At 71.6% G+C, this 16,837-nt stretch carries 15 protein-coding genes; 6 read left to right on the top strand and 9 right to left on the bottom strand.

The window, feature by feature from the left end; translation table 11 throughout:
• Nucleotides 1-32: 32 nt before the first annotated feature.
• From ACZ404_RS22615 to ilvA, 3 genes are all read right to left on the bottom strand, one after another.
• Complete coding sequence (locus ACZ404_RS22615) at nucleotides 33-890, bottom strand: ABC transporter permease (RefSeq protein ID WP_468442575.1); 858 nt, start codon at nucleotides 888-890, stop codon at nucleotides 33-35.
• Nucleotides 887-1,867: an ATP-binding cassette domain-containing protein gene (locus ACZ404_RS22610; protein WP_468442573.1), complete on the bottom strand. Its 981-nt coding sequence runs from the start codon at nucleotides 1,865-1,867 to the stop codon at nucleotides 887-889. The genes ACZ404_RS22615 and ACZ404_RS22610 overlap by 4 nt, the downstream gene beginning before the upstream one ends.
• 218 nt (nucleotides 1,868-2,085) lie before the next feature.
• A complete protein-coding gene (gene ilvA / locus ACZ404_RS22605) occupies nucleotides 2,086-3,315 on the bottom strand; it encodes a threonine ammonia-lyase (protein ID WP_468442571.1) in 1,230 nt (409 codons plus the stop codon).
• 162 nt (nucleotides 3,316-3,477) lie between these two features.
• On the opposite strand from ilvA, the gene ACZ404_RS22600 reads away from it, so the two are divergent.
• The 3 genes from ACZ404_RS22600 (at nucleotide 3,478) to ACZ404_RS22590 (ending at nucleotide 4,895) form a co-directional block, all read left to right on the top strand.
• Entirely contained in the window at nucleotides 3,478-3,984 is a 507-nt protein-coding gene (locus tag ACZ404_RS22600; RefSeq protein WP_468442659.1) for a MarR family winged helix-turn-helix transcriptional regulator, read from the top strand.
• Nucleotides 3,985-4,117: 133 nt separating this feature from the next.
• Nucleotides 4,118-4,621 carry a sigma factor-like helix-turn-helix DNA-binding protein gene (locus ACZ404_RS22595; RefSeq protein ID WP_468442569.1) on the top strand — a complete coding sequence of 168 codons (504 nt, stop codon included), beginning with the start codon at nucleotides 4,118-4,120 and terminating at the stop codon, nucleotides 4,619-4,621.
• Nucleotides 4,622-4,646: 25 nt separating this feature from the next.
• Entirely contained in the window at nucleotides 4,647-4,895 is a 249-nt protein-coding gene (locus tag ACZ404_RS22590) for a hypothetical protein (RefSeq protein WP_468442567.1), read from the top strand.
• A 6-nt stretch (nucleotides 4,896-4,901) separates the two neighbouring features.
• On the opposite strand, the gene ACZ404_RS22585 is transcribed toward ACZ404_RS22590, so the two are convergent.
• Nucleotides 4,902-6,062, bottom strand: coding sequence for a cystathionine gamma-synthase (locus tag ACZ404_RS22585; protein ID WP_468442565.1), 1,161 nt, complete (start codon nucleotides 6,060-6,062; stop codon nucleotides 4,902-4,904).
• A gap of 142 nt (nucleotides 6,063-6,204) precedes the next feature.
• Here ACZ404_RS22585 and ACZ404_RS22580 point away from each other — a divergent pair, with 142 nt between their 5' ends.
• Both ACZ404_RS22580 and ACZ404_RS22575 read left to right on the top strand, forming a co-directional pair.
• The gene (locus ACZ404_RS22580; RefSeq protein WP_468442563.1) at nucleotides 6,205-7,323 is read left to right on the top strand and encodes a hypothetical protein; all 1,119 of its coding nucleotides are present in this window, start codon (nucleotides 6,205-6,207) and stop codon (nucleotides 7,321-7,323) included.
• Between the two features lie 112 nt (nucleotides 7,324-7,435).
• On the top strand, nucleotides 7,436-8,173 hold the full coding sequence (locus ACZ404_RS22575; protein WP_468442561.1) for a type 1 glutamine amidotransferase family protein: 738 nt from the start codon (nucleotides 7,436-7,438) through the stop codon (nucleotides 8,171-8,173).
• A gap of 57 nt (nucleotides 8,174-8,230) precedes the next feature.
• Here ACZ404_RS22575 and ACZ404_RS22570 read toward each other — a convergent pair whose 3' ends face one another.
• Nucleotides 8,231-9,274, bottom strand: a complete 1,044-nt coding sequence (locus ACZ404_RS22570) for an NAD(P)-dependent alcohol dehydrogenase (protein WP_468442559.1) — start codon at nucleotides 9,272-9,274, stop codon at nucleotides 8,231-8,233.
• Between the two features lie 182 nt (nucleotides 9,275-9,456).
• Here ACZ404_RS22570 and ACZ404_RS22565 point away from each other — a divergent pair, with 182 nt between their 5' ends.
• On the top strand, nucleotides 9,457-10,359 hold the full coding sequence (locus tag ACZ404_RS22565; protein WP_468442557.1) for a helix-turn-helix domain-containing protein: 903 nt from the start codon (nucleotides 9,457-9,459) through the stop codon (nucleotides 10,357-10,359).
• Here the strand turns inward: ACZ404_RS22565 and ACZ404_RS22560 are convergent.
• The 4 genes from ACZ404_RS22560 to ACZ404_RS22545 all read right to left on the bottom strand — a co-directional run bounded on the left by ACZ404_RS22560 (nucleotide 10,356) and on the right by ACZ404_RS22545 (nucleotide 16,822).
• A complete protein-coding gene (locus ACZ404_RS22560) occupies nucleotides 10,356-10,910 on the bottom strand; it encodes a hypothetical protein (RefSeq protein WP_468442555.1) in 555 nt (184 codons plus the stop codon). The genes ACZ404_RS22565 and ACZ404_RS22560 overlap by 4 nt on opposite strands.
• 110 nt (nucleotides 10,911-11,020) lie before the next feature.
• A complete protein-coding gene (locus ACZ404_RS22555) occupies nucleotides 11,021-14,323 on the bottom strand; it encodes a S8 family peptidase (RefSeq protein WP_468442553.1) in 3,303 nt (1,100 codons plus the stop codon).
• Nucleotides 14,324-14,563: 240 nt separating this feature from the next.
• Nucleotides 14,564-15,247 (bottom strand): ABC transporter ATP-binding protein, encoded by a 684-nt coding sequence (locus ACZ404_RS22550; protein WP_468442551.1) that lies wholly within the window; start codon nucleotides 15,245-15,247, stop codon nucleotides 14,564-14,566.
• 123 nt (nucleotides 15,248-15,370) lie between these two features.
• Nucleotides 15,371-16,822, bottom strand: coding sequence for an ABC transporter permease (locus ACZ404_RS22545; protein ID WP_468442549.1), 1,452 nt, complete (start codon nucleotides 16,820-16,822; stop codon nucleotides 15,371-15,373).
• Nucleotides 16,823-16,837 lie beyond the last annotated feature (15 nt).

Genomic DNA, 16,837 nt, shown 5'->3' with positions numbered 1-16,837 from the left:
ACCAGCGTGACGCCGGGGGCTTCCTCATGCCCTCACGCGGTCGCCGAGCGGTACTTGCGCACCGCCAGCGTGCGGAACATGACGATGATCAGCAGCGAGTAGAGCAGCGAGGCCAGGGCCGGGTGCTGCATGGGCCAGGCCTGTGAGGTGGACTGGCCCGGGTTGCCGAACAGCACGCGGGCGGCCTGGACGGTGGCGCTGAACGGGTTCCACTCCGCGATGTGGCGCAGCCAGGGCGTCATGTTGCTGGTGTCCACGAACGCGTTGGAGATGAACGTCACCGGGAAGAGCCAGATCAGCCCGCCCGAGGTGGCCGCCTCGGGAGTGCGCACGGAGAGGCCGATCAGGGCGCCGATCCAGGTGAACGCGTACCCGAGCAGGAGCAGCAGGCCGAACGCGGCGAGGACCTTGCCGGCGTTGGTGTCCTCGTAGGTCCCCACCCGCCAGCCGACCAGCAGCGCGACGACGGCGAGGACGAGCAGGGTGAGGGCCGTCTGGACCAGGTCGGCGAGGGTCCGCCCGGTCAGCACCGCGCCGCGCGCCATGGGCAGCGAGCGGAAGCGGTCGATGAGGCCCTTGTGCATGTCGTCGGCGATGCCGGCGCCGGAGCTGGCGGTGGCGAAGGTGACGGTCTGCGCGAAGATGCCGGCCATCAGGAAGTTCTTGTAGTCGACCGCGCTGGTGCTGCCGCCGATCTTCATGGAGCCGCCGAAGACGTAGGTGAACAGCACCACGAACATGATGGGCTGGATGAGCCCGAAGATCACCATCTCGGGGATCCGGGTCATTCTGATCAAGTTGCGTTTGGCGACGATCATCGAGTCCCGGATGGACCGGCCGACGGGGTTGCCGGGCGCCGCGATGCGGGCGGTGTCGGTTGCGGCGCTCATTTCGCGGTCTCCTTGGGGTTCTGCTCGCCGGTCTCCGCCTCGGCCACGTGACCGGTCAGGGACAGGAAGACGTCGTCGAGGGTGGGGCGGCGCAGTCCGATGTCGTCCATCTCGATGCCTCGGGTGTCCAGCTCGCGGATGACCTCGGCGAGCAGCTTGGCGCCACCGGTGACGGGGACGGTGAGCTTGCGGGTGTGCTCCTCGACCGTGGTCTCGCCCTTGCCGAAGCCGCGCAGGACCTCGGCGGCGGTGGCGATGTGCTCGCGCTCGTGCACCACGACCTCGACGCGCTCGCCGCCGGTGCGGGCCTTGAGCTGGTCGGAGGTGCCCTTGGCGATGACGCGGCCGTGGTCGACGACCGCTATGTCGTGGGCGAGGTGGTCGGCCTCCTCCAGATACTGCGTGGTGAGCAGGAGGGTGGTGCCGCCGGAGACGAGCTGCTTGATGACCTCCCACAGCTGCTGGCGGTTGCGGGGGTCGAGGCCGGTGGTCGGTTCGTCCATGAACATCACGGGTGGGGAGACCACGAGGGCGGCGGCGAGGTCGAGGCGGCGGCGCATGCCGCCGGAGTAGGTCTTGGCGGGGCGGTCGGCGGCGTCCGCGAGGTGGAACTGCTCGAGCAGCTCGGTCGCGCGCTGCCGGGCCGCCTTGGCCCTCATCTGGTAGAGCCGGCCGACCATCTGCAGGTTCTCCCGGCCGGTCAGGTATTCGTCGACCGCCGCGAACTGGCCGGACAGGCCGATGGAGCGGCGCACGGTGTCGGGGTGCTTGAGCACGTCGACGCCCGCGACGACCGCCCGGCCGCTGTCGGGCTGGAGCAGGGTGGTCAGGCAGCGGACCGTCGTCGTCTTGCCGGCGCCGTTCGGCCCCAGGAGGCCGAGGACCGTGCCCTCGGGGACATCGAGGTCTACGCCGTCCAATGCCCTTACGTCGCCGAAGGTCTTCACCAGGCCTTCGGCATAGATGGCGCCTGGCATGCGGGTCTCCACGTCGTCGGGAATTCGTCGGAAGGGTAAAGGCTAGGTATGGGCGCCCGGATCCGCCCGCTGTTTTTCGCGTGCGCCTGTCACGTGCGGTTTTCGGCGTACGGGTCGGCGGGCCGGCAGCCACGTGACACACCATAACGCGATGTATCGCGTGTCTCAATGGGTTTCCCCGAAGGAGTGACACGGAGCGTTCCCGGCCGGGGCCGGCCTCAGTCGATGACCGTGTAGCCCGCCTCGCGCAGGGCCTGGCCGACCTCGACGCAGTGCGCCGGGCCCTTCGTCTCGAGGTGCAGCTCCACTTCCGCCTCCGTGAGCCCGAGCCGGGGGTCGGTCCGTACGTGGCTCACGTCGAGGACGTTGGCGTCGACCACGGACAGCACCCCGAGGAGTGTGGCGAGGGCGCCCGGCCGGTCGGTCAGCCGCAGACGCACGGCCAGATAGCGGCCCTGCGCGGCCATGCCGTGCCGCAGCACCCGCTGCAGCAGCACGGGGTCGACGTTGCCGCCGGACAGCACCGCGACGACCGGCCCCGGGAGGGCACCGGGGTCGCCGAGCAGGGCGGCGACCGGACTGGCACCGGCCGGTTCCACCACCAGCTTGGCCCGCTCCAGGCACAGCAGCAGCGCGGCCGAGAGCTGGTCCTCGCTGACCGTGCGCACCTCGTCCACCAGGTCGGCGACGATCTCGAACGGCACCAGGCCCGGCCGCCCCACCTTGATGCCGTCGGCCATGGTCGCCGGGTGCTCCACCGTCACCGGATGCCCGGCCGCGAGCGAGGGCGGATAGGCCGCCGCGCCCGCCGCCTGCACGCCGACGATCCGGACGTCCGGCCGCAGCGCCTTCACCGCCACCGCGATCCCGGCCGCGAGCCCGCCGCCGCCGATGCCGACGACGATCGTGCGCACCTGCGGGCACTGCTCCAGGATCTCCAGGCCGACCGTGCCCTGGCCGGCGATGACGTCCGGGTGGTCGAAGGGGTGGATGAACACCGCTCCGGTCTGGGCCGCGTACTCCTGGGCGGCGGCCAGCGTCTCGTCGACGACCTGGCCGTGCAGGCGCACCTCGGCGCCGTAGTCCCGGGTGGCGCTGATCTTGGGCAGCGGTGCGCCCTTCGGCATGAAGACCGTCGCGTGCACGCCCAGCAGGGAGGAGGCCAGCGCCACGCCCTGGGCGTGGTTGCCGGCGCTCGCGGCCACCACGCCGGCGGCCCGCTCCTCGGGCAGCAGCCCGGCGATCCGGACGTAGGCGCCGCGCAGCTTGAACGAGCCGGTGCGCTGCAGGTTCTCGCACTTGAGGTGGACCGGCGCGCCGACCAGCTGGGACAGGTGCCGGCTACCCTCCATCGCGGTCACGCGGGCCACACCGGAGAGCATCTTCTGGGCTCCGCGCACATCGTCGAGGGTGACGGAGCGCAGGGAACCGGCCGTGCGGTAGCTCATGACGCAAGTCTCGCAGTTCACGGTCGCACACGGCGGGTGTGACCAAGCTCCGGGACGGGTTTGCGCAGCGCCGGTACGGGCCGCCCCCGGGCCGCGTACCCTGTCCCCCAACCCAGCAGCCCTTCATGAAGCGAGCCTCCGGCCATGCCCACAACACCTGAAATGTCGATGGACATGACGACCGTCGGTGACACCGGTCTCCTCGACGTCCTCCAGCACGAGGTGGCGGTGTTCGCCCGCCGTGCCGAACAGACCCGGCTCGGCGGCGTGGGGCAGGTGCGCAACTCCATGGACCGTGCCGCCTACCTGCTGCTGAACCGCCTGGACAAGGAAGGCCCGATGGGCGTCAAGGCGCTCGCCGCGAGCATGGGGATCGACTCCTCCACGGTGACCCGGCAGGTGGCGCCCCTGGTCGACACCGGGCTGGTCAAGCGCACCTCGCACCCGGAGGACGGGCGGGCCGTGGTGCTGCAGCTGTCGCCGCGCGGTGCTTCGCGGCTGGAGGAAGTGCGTTCCTCGCGGCGTCAGTTGATGGCCGAGCTGACCCACGACTGGGCGCCGGAGGAGCGCGAGCAGTTCTGCGCGCTCCTGACGCGCTTCAACACCGCACTGTCGGCGCGGATGTCCGTCCAGGGGGTGCCGGCCGCGGAGCAGCCGCCCGCCTCCTGACCGTCCGCGCCGCACGCGTGGGGTCACGGGTCTTGACCCCGGGCCGCCGCTGGCCTCATATGAGACCGGGTCCTGCGTGGTGCGCGACGCGGCCGTCGCGTACCGGACAGGGCCGCCGCAAGGGGGAGGTGCGGTGCGTGATCGGCAGGCATCCCGAGATGCCCGCCGGGCCCGGGAGTTCGAGGCGTTCGTCGCGGGCGCGGCAGGGCGGCTGCTGCATGCCGCCACACTGCTCACCGCGGAGGCCCCGGACGACAATCCGCGCGCGCGGCGCCTGCTGACACCGGCGCTCGCCCACACGTACGCCCGCTGGGACCGGCTGCACGGCGAGGACCCCTACGACTGCGCCCGCCAGTACCTGGCGATCCGCTTCGCGCGCGGGGCCTGGCACCAGTACGGCGCCTTCGGCCGCGCCCGCCCGCACCCGCGCAGCCCGCTGTGCGCGCTGGCCCCGCAGGAGCGGCTGATCCTGGTGCTGCGGATGTACGAGGGCGTCGCCGAGGAGCAGACGGCGGCCCTGCTCGGGCTGCCCGTGGAGCGGGTGCACAGCATCTGCGACCGGGCGACGGCCACCGTGCTGCATCCGGGCCGGACGCCACTCCCGCGCGCGGCCGGTGCGAAGGTGGCCCCGTCGTGAGGCGGCGGCCGGGCGGGAGGTCCGGGTGAACCGTCCCCAGCGGGAGGCCGCCGTACGGCGGATCCTGGAGCAGGCGCCGGGGCCGGTGCCGCCCGAGCTGTACGGCGAGGCCCTGCGCCGCGGCGAGCGTCTGCTGCGCCGCCGGCGGCTGGTGCGGCGCGTGCTGTGGCTGCTGCTGTTCACGGCCGTCGTGGCGTTCAGCGTGTGGGCGGCCGACGCCCACCCGTGGGTGGAGCCGCCGTCGCAGACGACTCCACCGGTCGTGGGCTGGTGACGGCGGCTACTTGCCGTCCAGGGCCTGCTGCAGGTCCTCCAGCAGGTCGTCCACGTTCTCGATGCCGACGGACAGGCGCACCAGGTCGGCGGGCACCTCCAGGGCGGAGCCGGCCGCGGAGGCGTGCGTCATCCGGCCGGGGTGCTCGATGAGGGACTCGACCCCGCCGAGGGACTCGCCGAGGGTGAACACCCGGGCCCGGTTGCACACCTCGACGGCGGCCTCCTCGCCGCCCTCGACGCGGAAGGACACCATGCCGCCGAACGCCCTCATCTGCTTGGCGGCGACCTCGTGGCCCGGGTGGTCGGGCAGGCCCGGGTAGAGAACGCTGGTCACGCGCGCGTGCCGGCCGAGCATGTCGGCGATCTTCGTGGCGTTCTCGCTGTGCCGGTCCATGCGCACGGCGAGGGTCTTGGTGCCGCGCAGCACCAGCCAGGAGTCGAAGGGGCCGGCGACGGCGCCCATCGCGTTCTGGTGGTAGGCCAGCTCCTCGCCCAGCTCCTGGTCGGAGACGATCAGCGCGCCGCCGACCACGTCGGAGTGGCCGCCCATGTACTTGGTCAGGGAGTGCACGACGACGTCCGCCCCGAGCGAGAGCGGCTGCTGGAGGTAGGGGGTGGCGAAGGTGTTGTCGACGACGAGCCGGGCGCCGGCGTCGTGGGCGACCTGGGCGACGGCGGCGATGTCGGTGATGCCGAGCAGCGGGTTGGAGGGGGTCTCCACCCACACGGCCTTGGTCTTCGGGGTGAGTGCGGCCCGTACGGCGGCCGGGTCGCTGGTGTCGGCGACGGACCACTCCACGCCCCACCGGGTGGCGACCTTGGCGAAGAGACGGAAGGTGCCGCCGTAGGCGTCGTTGGGGATCACCACGTGGTCGCCGGGGGTGAGCAGCGTACGCAGCAGGGTGTCCTCGGCCGCGAGGCCGGACGCGAAGGCGAGGCCGCGGCGGCCGCCCTCCAGCGCGGCGAGGTTCTCCTCCAGGGCGGTCCGGGTCGGGTTGGCGCTGCGGCTGTACTCGTATCCGCCGCGCAGGCCGCCCACGCCGTCCTGCTTGTAGGTCGAGACCTGGTAGATCGGCGGGACGACCGCGCCGGTGAGGGGATCCGCGGTGTTGCCCGCGTGGATCGCGAGGGTCTCGAAGTGCTGACTGATGTGCCTGTCGCTCATGTGCACCGAGCGTAGTGCGCCCGCGGCCCGGGCGGCGCCAGACGGGCTCGGGGACCGCTCCCGGCACGCCGCGGCGGAAGTTCTCCACAGGCCGGGCGGGCGGGGTTGGCCAAGTGTCGGCGGCGTCTGGTTCGCTTGAGGCATGGCGATTCTCTGGCTGCTCATGGCGCTGCTCATGCTGAGCTTGGTGCTGCTTCCGGTCCTGCGGCGCAGGCGGGCGGCGGTCGGGCTGGTCCCGCCGGGGCACCCGGACGCGGCGGACCCGGCGGCGTACGGATTCGTGCGCCAGGAGGAGCTGGACGTGCGCATGCCCGGCCCGGACCAGGACCTGCTGGACGTCCTGGACCTGGTGCAGCGCACCCAGGACTACCGGGCGGCGGCCCAGCTGCTGGCCGGCACCGAGGCGGAGGGCGAGACGCGCTGGCAGCGTGTGCAGGCCTTCGCCGGGGCTGCGGCGCTGGAGCTGCAGCAGCGGCCGGGCGGGGTGCACGAGACGCCGGGCGGGCAGTGGCTGAGGGTGTGGCGGGCCGAGCAGCCCAAGGACGCGGGCGGTGCGGCCGTGCACGCCGAGTTCCTGGTCCAGCAGGCGTGGCGTACGTCGACGCCGGGCACGGACGAGTTCCGGATCATCATGGAGGAGGCCCGGCGGGCCTGCGGCGAGGCGGCGCTGCTGGCCCCCGGCGACCCGGTGCCGTACATCGTGGAGCTGTCGATCGGGCGCGGCCTTGCCTATCCGCAGCCGGAGTTCGAGAAGCTGTGGATGAGCGTGCTGGATCGGGCGCCCCACCACATGGGCGCCCATCTGGCGGCGCTGCACTACTGGTGCGAGAAGTGGCACGGCTCGCGCGAGCAGGCGTACGCCTTCGCGGAGGCCGCCGCGGCCCGCGCCCCCGAGGGGTCGCTGCTCGCCGCGCTGCCGCTGTTCGCGGTGTTCGAGCACCTGCCGGAGGTGAACCTGGTCCGGAGTTTCTACCGGAGCGAGGTCGTCACCCGGGCGATGCACGGCGCGCTGCACGCGGTGCACGCGGCCGACCCGGACGACCCGGTGCTCGCGCACGTCCGTCACATGCTGGTCTTCTTCCTGGTCCGCGCCGAGCGCTGGGCCGAGGCCATGGACCAGCTCATACACGTCGACGGCCACGTCGGGGCCCTGCCCTGGACGCTCTCCGACGACCCGGCCGCCGGCTTCGCGATCTACCGCGCCCTGGCGGTGGCGGGCTACGAGGCCAACGGCGGCAGCCCGGCGAGCCTGCCGGGCTGAGCAACTCCCGGTCCGCGGCACCCGGGCACCCGGTAATTCCGGCGACGCCGCCCGTCCCTTCCCCGTACATTCACCCCTCGCATCAGCGCACCAGGGAGGGGATGGAAGCCGGATGAGCAGTCGTACGTTTCTCATCGGGGGCGGATGGGACGCGCCGGAGGTGTACGAGCCGTTCCTGCGGGCGGCGGGCGCAGGGAGCGGGGGCGGGCCGCGGGTCGGATGCGTGGTCCTCGACGAGGGGGACGGGCCGGCGCAGTTCGAGCGGTATGCGGCGGCGCTGCGGAAGACGGGTGTGGAGTGCGCGCCCGTGCCGTTGCTGGTGCCGCTGGGCGGTCGGTTCGAGCCCGAGGGAGCGCTGGAGGGGCTGGACGGGCTACTGGTGTGCGGCGGGCTGACGCCGGCGTACCAGGAGGCGTTCACCGGCTGCGCCGGCCGGCTGCCGGGACTGCTGGAGGAGCGCGCGATGCCGTACGCGGGCTTCTCCGCGGGGGCCGCCGTCGCCGCGCGGCGGGCGGTGGTCGGCGGGTGGCTGGCGGACGGGGTGCCCGTGTGCCCCGAGGAGACCGGGGAGGACCTGGCGGAGATCGAGGTGCGGCCGGGTCTGGGCCTCGTGCCGTTCACCGTGGACGTGCACGCCGCCCAGTGGGGCACGCTGCCGCGCCTGGTCGCCACCGTGGAGCGGGGCGAGGCACCCTGGGGCGTCGCCGTCGACGAGAACACCGTGGTGGACGTCGGCGACGGCGCGTGCCGGGTGGCCGGGACGGGACGGGTGCACGTCGTACGGCCCGGTGAGGGCGAGGGCGTGACCGTGCGGTCGTACCGCTCCGGGGAGCAGTTCGCCCTGGCGTGACCGACCCGCCCCAGCCGGCCCCCCGGCGGCTGCCCGCCGGGGGCCCGGGGCGGGCGGTCAGATAGTGGCTGTGTCGATCACGAAGCGGTAGCGGACGTCGCTCGCGAGGACGCGGTCGTACGCCTCGTTGATCCGGTCGGCGCCGATGACCTCGATCTCCGCGCCCAGCCCGTGCTCGGCGCAGAAGTCCAGCATCTCCTGGGTCTCGGCGATGCCGCCGATGCCGGAGCTGCTCAGGCTGCGGCGGTTGCCGAACAGCGACTGCAGGACGATCTGCACCGGCTCCTCGGGGAGGCCGACGTTCACCATGGTGCCGTCCGTGCGCAGCAGGGACAGGTACGCGGCGAAGTCGAGCGGCGCGGAGACGGTGTTGAGGATGAGGTCGAAGGTGCCCGCCAGCTTCTCGAAGGTCTCCGGGTCGCCGGTGGCGTAGTAGTGGTCGGCGCCGAGCCGGAGACCGTCGTCCTTCTTGCGCAGGGACTGGGACAGCACGGTGACCTCGGCGCCCAGCGCGTGCGCGATCTTCACGCCCATGTGGCCGAGACCGCCGAGGCCGACGACGGCGACCTTCTTGCCGGGGCCGGCGTTCCAGTGCCGCAGCGGCGAGTACGTGGTGATACCGGCGCACAGCAGCGGCGCGGCCACGTCCAGGGCCAGCCCGTCGGGGATGCGGACGACGTAGTTCTCGTCGACGACGATCTTCTCGGAGTAGCCGCCGTAGGTGGGCTCGCCGTCCTTGCCGACGGAGTTGTACGTCCAGACGGTGCCGCCCGTGGAGCAGTACTGCTCCAGGCCGGCCTTGCAGTTGTCGCACTCGCGGCAGGAGTCGACCATGCAGCCGACACCCACGCGGTCGCCGACGGCGTACTTCGTGACACCCGAACCGACCTCGGAGACGACGCCCGCGATCTCGTGGCCGGGGACCATCGGGAAGATGCCGGGGCGCCAGCCGTCCTTGGCCTGGTGGATGTCGGAGTGGCAGATACCGGCGAACTTGATGTCGATCAGGACGTCGAATTCGCCGACCGCGCGCCGCTCCACGGTGGTCCGCTCCAGCGGAGCCTTGGGGGCGGGCGCGGCGTACGCAGCAACAGTGGTCATGCCGAGGGTTCTCCTAGCAGGTCTGGTGTGCCCGGCGGCCTTGCGGCCGGGTACGTCTTCCAGGCTGCCGCATGCCCCGCCCGCCACCCAGTGCACGCCGTTGCGTACGACCGCCGTGCGTACCACTGGCGGGGTCAGGCTTGCGTGCGTACGACCAGGCGCCGATCACGGATACTGGGCCCATGGACGAACAGCCGGATTCCGCGGCTGCCGCCGGCCGGCCCCTGGACCGGCGGGCCGAGCTGAGCGAGTTCCTGCGCAGCCGGCGGGCCCGGCTGAAGCCGGAGGACGTGGGCCTGCCCGACTTCGGGCGGCACCGCCGGGTGCCGGGACTGCGCCGGGAGGAACTGGCCCAGCTCGCCGGGGTGTCGGTGGCGTACTACACGCGGCTGGAGCAGGGCAACGGGCGCAACGTCTCGGCGGAGGTGCTGGACTCGATCGCCCGCGCGCTCCGGCTGACCGACGCGGAGCACGCGCACCTCACGCACCTGGCCAGACCGAAGACGCACAAGAAGAAGCCCGCCGCCCGGCAGCAGCAGGTGCGGGCGACGCTGCGGCAGCTCCTGGACTCGATGGACGGTGTGCCGGCGTACGTCGTGGGCCGGCGCTCGGAGATCCTCGCCTGGAACCGGATGGCGGCCGCGGTCTTCGGTGACTGGTCGCAACTGCCGCCGGCCGAGCGGAACTGGGCGCGGCTGGTCTTCCTGCGCCCGGAGTACCGGGATCTGTTCGTGGACTGGGAGCAGAAGGCGATCGACATCGTCTGCGCGCTGCGCATGGACGCGGGCTGCTATCCGGACGATCCGCGGCTGTCCGCGCTCGTCGGTGAACTCTCCGTCAAGAGCGAGGAGTTCCGGCGGCTGTGGGCGACGCACGACGTCAAGGAGAAGAGCCATGGCGTCAAGCGGCTGCACCATCCGCTGGCCGGCGATCTCTCGCTGAACTTCGAGAGTTTCCGCGTCACGGACGACACCGACCAGGCCCTGGTGACCTACCACGCCGAACCGGGCTCCACGTCGGCCGAGTCCCTGCGCCTGCTGGCGAGCTGGGGCACGGACGCGGCCCGCCCCGTGCCGTCCGCCTAGTCCCGCTGCCGCCCAGCCCCCTGGTCTCCCTGGTCCCGCTGGTCCTCGATCCCGAGGTCGGAGCGCATCAGGCGGCGCATGGCGGTCAGCAGGGGCTCGGCGTCCTTGAGCTGGATCAGGGCGCTCTCGGCGGACTCGCCCTCGCGGGCCAGATCGCGGTCGAGGCGTTTGACGGCGGCGTCGATGCCGGCGAGCACGGTGTTGACGGCGCGGGAGGCGTCCAGGATCTTCTCGGGCACGACCATCTGCGCCTGCGCGTACCGGTCCCGGTACTCGCGTCGCGCCTCCTCCAGTTGCTCGCGGTCCTGTTCGGTGTAGACGCCGTCGCGCAGCCGGTGCAGGGCGTCCTTGAGCAGGGTGTGGAACTGCCGGGAGGCCCGGTTCATCGCGGTGTAGGCCTCCCGCCGCTCCTCGAACAGCCGCCTGCGCTCCGCCCGCCGCTCCTCCTCGGCGCGCCGCCGGTCGGCCTGCCGCTGGCTGAGCACCGGGGCGAGGAGGGTACCGAGCACGCCGACGACGGCGGTGATCATGGCGGTGATGGCAGCGGTCACGCACGGACTGTACGTCGGCCCGCTCGCACGCACACGGGCCCGGGCGCACGAAGGGCACCCGGAGACGGTGCTCCGGGTGCCCTCGGCCGTGACTACGTGCGGCTACCGGCTCACTTGCCGAAGTAGGCGTCGTAGATCGTGATCGTCGACGTGTTGCCCTTCTTGTCGGTGATCTTGGCGCGGAACGAGAGGGACTTGTTCTTCGCCGGGTTCTTCACGGTGATCTTGCCGCCGTGGACGGTGACCTTCGTGAAGGTCTTGCCGTCGTAGGAGACGTACACCGCCAGCGACTTCAGGTTGCGGCCCGCCGCCGCGCCCTCGACGGTGACCGGGAAGGTCATCTTCTTGCCCGCCTCCACTCGGCTGTCCAGGCCGGTCGTGGCGCCGAAGTGCAGGGCCGAGACGGGGAGCTTGGCAGAGCCGCCCGACGGCTTCTTGGAGCGGAACGTCCAGGCCGCGTCGATCCGCGAGGACGCCTCGGAGACCGTGGCCGAGCGCCGCACCGAGGTGGTCAGCTTGTACGCGGCGTCGCCGGCCGGGACCTTGAAGGTCTCGTCGCCGAACAGCGGGTCGTTGTTGGAGCCGACCTTGGTGCCGTTGCGGTACAGGGTCGTGGTCACCTTGGAGAACAGCGACGAGCCGGAGTGCTTGGCGCCGTCGGCGAACAGCGGCACCATGCCGTAGATCTCGTTGCCGTCACGGAAGACGCCGAGGTCGGCGTTGAGGTGCGGGCCGAAGACCGCGGTGTTGAAGGTCTTCGTGTACGACTTGCCGGCCTTGAAGGTCTGGTTGCCGAGCCCGTAGCCCGCCTCGGCGATCGGGAAGCCGTCCTGGTCGACGCCGCCGTCCTGCTCGAATTCCAGCTCCCACTTCACGCCGCCGGTGGCGGACAGGTGCAGGGTGCGGGTGCCGGGGATCTTCTGCGGGATGCCGATGGAGGAGGCGCCGGAGCTGTCGGGCAGCCAGCCGACCGCGCTGACGGAGCCCTTCTTGCCGCTCGCGGCGGCACCGAGCCGGGCCTTGACCGTGGCCAGGTCGGCCGCCTTGTAGTGCTTGGTGTAGCCGGTGGCGAGCTGCTTGACCGGACCGCCCGAGGTGACGTCGTACTCCTCGGTCGCGCCCTTGGTCCAGTGGCCGTCCCACTGCTGACGCAGGGTGCCCGAGGGCAGCGCCGCGCCGAGGTGGGCGGTGCGGAAGTTCTTGTACGAGTCCAGGAACCAGCCGTAGCCGTACTCGCCGTCGGCGGTCGTGACGTCGTACTCCGGGGAGGCGAACTGGGACTTGACGCCCGTGGCCGGGACGGTGATGTCCACCGGCTTGGCCTTGCGCGCGTCGACCGTGATCGTCTGCTTCTTGGAGACGGTCAGCTTCGGCTGGGCGATCCAGTCGATGCCCTTGGTGGCGTCGTCCGGGTTCACCCAGATCGAGCTGTTGAGGATGTACGTGCCCTTCGGCGCGCGCACCTTCACCGTGCCCGACTTGTCGTACGGGTTCAGCCACTGGCCGTTGGCGAGACCCCCGACCCCGGTCAGGTCGGCGTCGTAGGCCGGGGCGGGCTTGCCGTCACGGCCGATGAACTTGAGCGTGACGTCGTACGACTCCACCTCGCGCTGCACCGCGGCGGCCGTGCGGATGCTCTGGCCGTCGCCGGTCGCGGTCACGTAGGAGGAGTAGGCGCCGTCGAGGGTGCCGCCCAGCTTGGTGTTGACCGTGAAGTCGACGGTGGCCGTGCCGTGCGCCGGGACGGTCACCTTGGTCGCGCCGAGCTTGAAGAAGCCGGCCGGAGCCGCCTGGCCCTTGGGGTTGGTGGCGGTGCTGGACAGGGTGAGCGTGACGTCCTTGTCACCGAGGTTGCGGTACGTCAGCTTCTTGGTGACCGGCTTGTCGTCGGTGTGCGGCCACTGCTGGGTGCCGAAGCTGACCGAGACCGGGTCGGCGATCACGGACTGCTTGATGGCCTTGTCGACCGCGATACGGCCCGAACCCTGCTGGAACGGCGTGTACTTGCCGCCCTTGGCGGAGCCGGTGAGCGCGCCCTTCAGCTCGGCGTAGCCCCAGTCGGGGTGCTCCTGCTTCAGGATCGCGGCGGCGCCCGCGACGTGCGGGGTGGCCATCGAGGTGCCGGAGATGGTCAGGTAGCCCTCGGGCTTCTCACCGACCTCCTGGTCGATGACGCTGCCCTTGGCCGCGGCGGCGGTGATGTCCACGCCGGGCGCGGTGACGTCCGGCTTGATGGCGCCGTCGCCGACACGCGGGCCGGTGGACGAGAAGTCCGCCAGCTTGTCCTTCTTGTCGACGGCGCCGACAGTGAGCGCCGCGTCCGCGCTGCCCGGCGAACCGATCGACTGGGGGCCCTCGTTGCCCGCGGCGATCGCGAACAGGACGCCCTTCTCGGCGGAGAGCTTGTTGACCTCGGCCTCGAGCGGGTCGATCTCGGGCGTGTCGTAGCCGCCCAGGCTCAGGTTGATGACGGAGGCGCCCTGCGCGGCCGCCCACTCCATGCCGGCGAGGATGCCGGAGTCGTCACCGGAGCCGGTGTCGTCGAGCACCTTGCCGTTGAGGATCTTGGCGTCCGGTGCGACACCCTTGTACTTGCCACCCGACTTGGCGCCGGTGCCCGCCACGATGGAGGCGACGTGCGTGCCGTGGCCGAAGTGGTCGGTGGCGTCGGCTGCGGCGGTGAAGTTCTTGGACGCGATCACCTGGTCCTTCAGGTCCGGGTGGGTGGTGTCCACGCCGGTGTCCAGGACGGCGACCTTCACGCCCTTGCCGGTGTAGCCGGCGGCCCAGGCGACCGGGGCGCCGATCTGCGGCACGGACTTGTCGAGCGACGCCTTGCGGACGCCGTCGAGCCAGACGTGCGCGATGCCGGAGGCGGTGCTGTCGCCGTTGGTGACGGCGTCCCACAGCTCGGCGGTGTCCTTGACCGGGGTCTGCACGGCGTCCGCGTTCAGCGCCTTGAGGCTGTGGCGCAGCCGGCCCGCGTCCCGCACCTCGGCCTTCGTCGCCGCGGCGGAGCCGCTGTAGCCGACGATGACCTTCAGGCCGTTCTTCTGGGCCCGGCGGGTGGCCGCCTTGTTCAGCTCGGTGACGTCGAACAGCCGCTGGTCCAGCTTGCCGGTGGCGACCAGGCGGGCCGCGTCGGCCGGGACGACCAGGGTGTGTCCGCCGGCCTTGCGGACCTGGAACGGTATGTGCTCCCGCCCCTTGGCGCGCTGCAGGCCGACGACGCGGCCCTTGGCGTCGAGGGCGACACGGTCGCCGGTGATCAGGGTGACGTGGTGCTTGGCGGTGAGCGATGAGGCAGCGGCCGAGACACGCTGCTCGGGCTTCGCCGACGCGGGGCTGGTCATACCCGCTGCGAGGGCGACGGCTGCGGCGGTGGCCACCGTGGCCGCAGCTGCTCTTTTCACTTGTCTGCGCAAGTTCTCCCCCTGGAGATGAAGTGCCGGGCGAATCCCCATTCACCCGGCCGGGGGGAGTCTCGTACACCTGCACGTCAACCCCCCGGACCACGCAGTATGCCGGGGGGTGATCAGCGGCTCAATAGAGGAGAGGAGGGTGAGAAAGCGCTAGCCGGAACTGTTACGCGCCGGGCGGGACACTGTTACAGAATCGGGAAACTCCGTGCGTGTGCGCCGCCTTGCACACCGTCAGGCGCCTGCGTTCTCCGTCACGGTGATCCTTCCCTTGCGGATGGTGGCCAGCCGCGGGGCCTTCTTCGCGATCGCCGAGTCGTGGGTGACCATGATGAAGGTCAGCCCGTGCTCCTTCCACAGGCGTTCGAGTACGTCCATGATCTCGTCGCGCATGTCCTCGTCCAGGTTGCCGGTCGGCTCGTCGGCGAGGAGCACCTTCGGCCGTTTGACGAGGGCCCGGGCGATGGCCACCCGCTGCTGCTGGCCGCCCGACATCTCGGAGGGCAGGTGGGCGAGACGTTCGCCGAGGCCGACGGACTGCAGGGCCTGCGCCGCGAGTTCGCGGCGTTCCTTCACCTTGACGCCCAGGGGGACGAGGGCCGTCTCCACGTTCTCCTGCGCGGTGAGGGTCGGGATGAGGTTGAAGGACTGGAAGACGAAGCCGATGTTCTCGCTGCGGACCCTGGTCAGCCGGGCCTCACTGAGCTTGGACAGGTCGGTGCCGTCGAGGGTCACTTGACCGGAGGTGGGGCGGTCGAGGCCGCCGAGCATCTGCAGGAGGGTGGACTTGCCGCCGCCGGTGGGGCCCTGGATGACGAGGCGGTCGCCGTCGGGGATGGTGAGGTCGACTCCGTCGAGGGCGTGGACCGAGTCCTTGCCTCGGGTGTAGTGCTTGGTGACGTTCTTCAGTTCGTACATGTGCGTGGCTCCTACGGAGGGTTCGGGGGCGGTGCGCGTCGTTCCTCGCTGCGGGTCCGTGGGGCTGGTCGCGCAGTTCCTCGCGCCCCCGGGTGGGGGCGATCCCCCTGCCCTTGCGCGCCGTTACTCCACGCGCCGCAGTGCGTCCGCCGGGCGGAGGCGGGATGCTCGCCAGCCGCCGAAGGCTCCCGCTGTCAGGCCGCCCGCCACCGCCAGGGCGACGGCCAGGGCGATGGTCGTCACGCTGACCGGTGCCGTGAGGGCCACCTCGAGGGTCTTGGCCGTGGGCCGACCGGAGCCGCCGAAGCCACCGCCGCCGGGGCCGCCGCCGAAGCCGCCGCCGCCTCCGCCTCCGCCGAGTTGGGCCTGGAGGCTGGGACTGACGGCCGTGACGGCGTACGCGCCCGCCAGGCCGAGGGCGATGCCGAGGGCGCCGCCGACCAGGCCGTTGACGACCGCCTCGCCGACCACCTGCCGGGTCACCCGCCCGGACTTCCAGCCCAGGGCCTTCAGCGTGCCGAACTCGCGCACCCGGCGGGAGACCGCGGAGGAGGTGAGCAGGCCGGCGACCAGGAACGCGGCCACGAGCACCGCGATGGACAGCCACCTGCCGACCTTGGTGGCGAGAGAGGAAGCGGTGGACAGGGAGCCCGAGACGGTCTTGGCGAGGTCGGCGGAGGTGGTGACCGTCGTACCCGAGACGTTCTTCTGGATGGCGCTCTTGACGGTGCCGATCTGCTGGGAGTCGGCCGCCTTGACGTAGATCGTGGTGACCTTGTTCTTCTGGTCCGCGAGGGTCTGGGCCCGCTTCAGCGGGATGTAGAGGTTGGCCGCGGAGTCGCCGCTGCCGGCGGTGGCGATGCCGATCACCTTGAACTTGGTGCCCTTGACGGTGACGGTCGAGCCGACCTTGTACTTCTTCGTCTTGGCGTAGGCGGAGTCGGCGACGGCCACCTCGGCGTTCGTCTCGGTGCTCTTGAAGCCGCGGCCGCTGGTGATCTTCGAGGAGGTCAGCGGGCCGACGCCGGCCTTGGTGACGTCGGTGCCGAAGACGGTGTACTGGTTGATGTCGAAGTCGGCGCCGCCGCCCTTGACTTCACCCTGCGGGCGGCCGTTGCCGCCGCCGCGCGAGAAGCCGCCGCCCCCGTTCTGCTGGAACTGGCCGCGGGTGAACTGGCCGCTGACCTTGATCACGCTGAGGCTGAGCCCGCCGGCGGCCGAGGAGACGCCCTTCTGGTGGGCGACCTCGGTGACGGTCGAGGAGGCCAGGGTGGTGAAGCCCTGGACGACCACGCGGTCGCTGCTCTGCTGGGAGTCGTCGTCGTTGCCCCGCGCGTCGAACCGGAAGCGCGGGCGCTGGGAGCCACTGGCGCTCGGCGTCGACGCCTTCGTGACCGTCATGTCCGTACCCAGGCCGTACAGCGACTGCAACACCTTGTCCTGGGCCTTCCCCATGCCGCTGGACACGGAGTTGACCACGATGACCAGGGCGATGCCCAGCGCGAGGCCTGAGGCGACGACGAGGGCCGCCTTTCTGCGGCGGCGCAGTTCGCGCCTCAGGTAGGTGAAGAACATGCGCCGCAAGCTAGG

It is taken from the genome of Streptomyces sp. NPDC030798, assembly GCF_055572275.1.
This window is presented reverse-complemented; position numbering and strand designations above follow the sequence as displayed.

Coding starts and splice junctions, on each gene's coding strand:
- ACZ404_RS22615 (WP_468442575.1), bottom strand. CDS start 890: ATGAGCGCCGCAACCGACACCGCCCGCATCGCGGCGCCCGGCAACCCC.
- ACZ404_RS22610 (WP_468442573.1), bottom strand. CDS start 1,867: ATGCCAGGCGCCATCTATGCCGAAGGCCTGGTGAAGACCTTCGGCGAC.
- ilvA (WP_468442571.1), bottom strand. CDS start 3,315: ATGAGCTACCGCACGGCCGGTTCCCTGCGCTCCGTCACCCTCGACGAT.
- ACZ404_RS22600 (WP_468442659.1), top strand. CDS start 3,478: ATGTCGATGGACATGACGACCGTCGGTGACACCGGTCTCCTCGACGTC.
- ACZ404_RS22585 (WP_468442565.1), bottom strand. CDS start 6,062: ATGAGCGACAGGCACATCAGTCAGCACTTCGAGACCCTCGCGATCCAC.
- ACZ404_RS22580 (WP_468442563.1), top strand. CDS start 6,205: ATGGCGATTCTCTGGCTGCTCATGGCGCTGCTCATGCTGAGCTTGGTG.
- ACZ404_RS22575 (WP_468442561.1), top strand. CDS start 7,436: ATGAGCAGTCGTACGTTTCTCATCGGGGGCGGATGGGACGCGCCGGAG.
- ACZ404_RS22570 (WP_468442559.1), bottom strand. CDS start 9,274: ATGACCACTGTTGCTGCGTACGCCGCGCCCGCCCCCAAGGCTCCGCTG.
- ACZ404_RS22565 (WP_468442557.1), top strand. CDS start 9,457: ATGGACGAACAGCCGGATTCCGCGGCTGCCGCCGGCCGGCCCCTGGAC.
- ACZ404_RS22550 (WP_468442551.1), bottom strand. CDS start 15,247: ATGTACGAACTGAAGAACGTCACCAAGCACTACACCCGAGGCAAGGAC.
- ACZ404_RS22545 (WP_468442549.1), bottom strand. CDS start 16,822: ATGTTCTTCACCTACCTGAGGCGCGAACTGCGCCGCCGCAGAAAGGCG.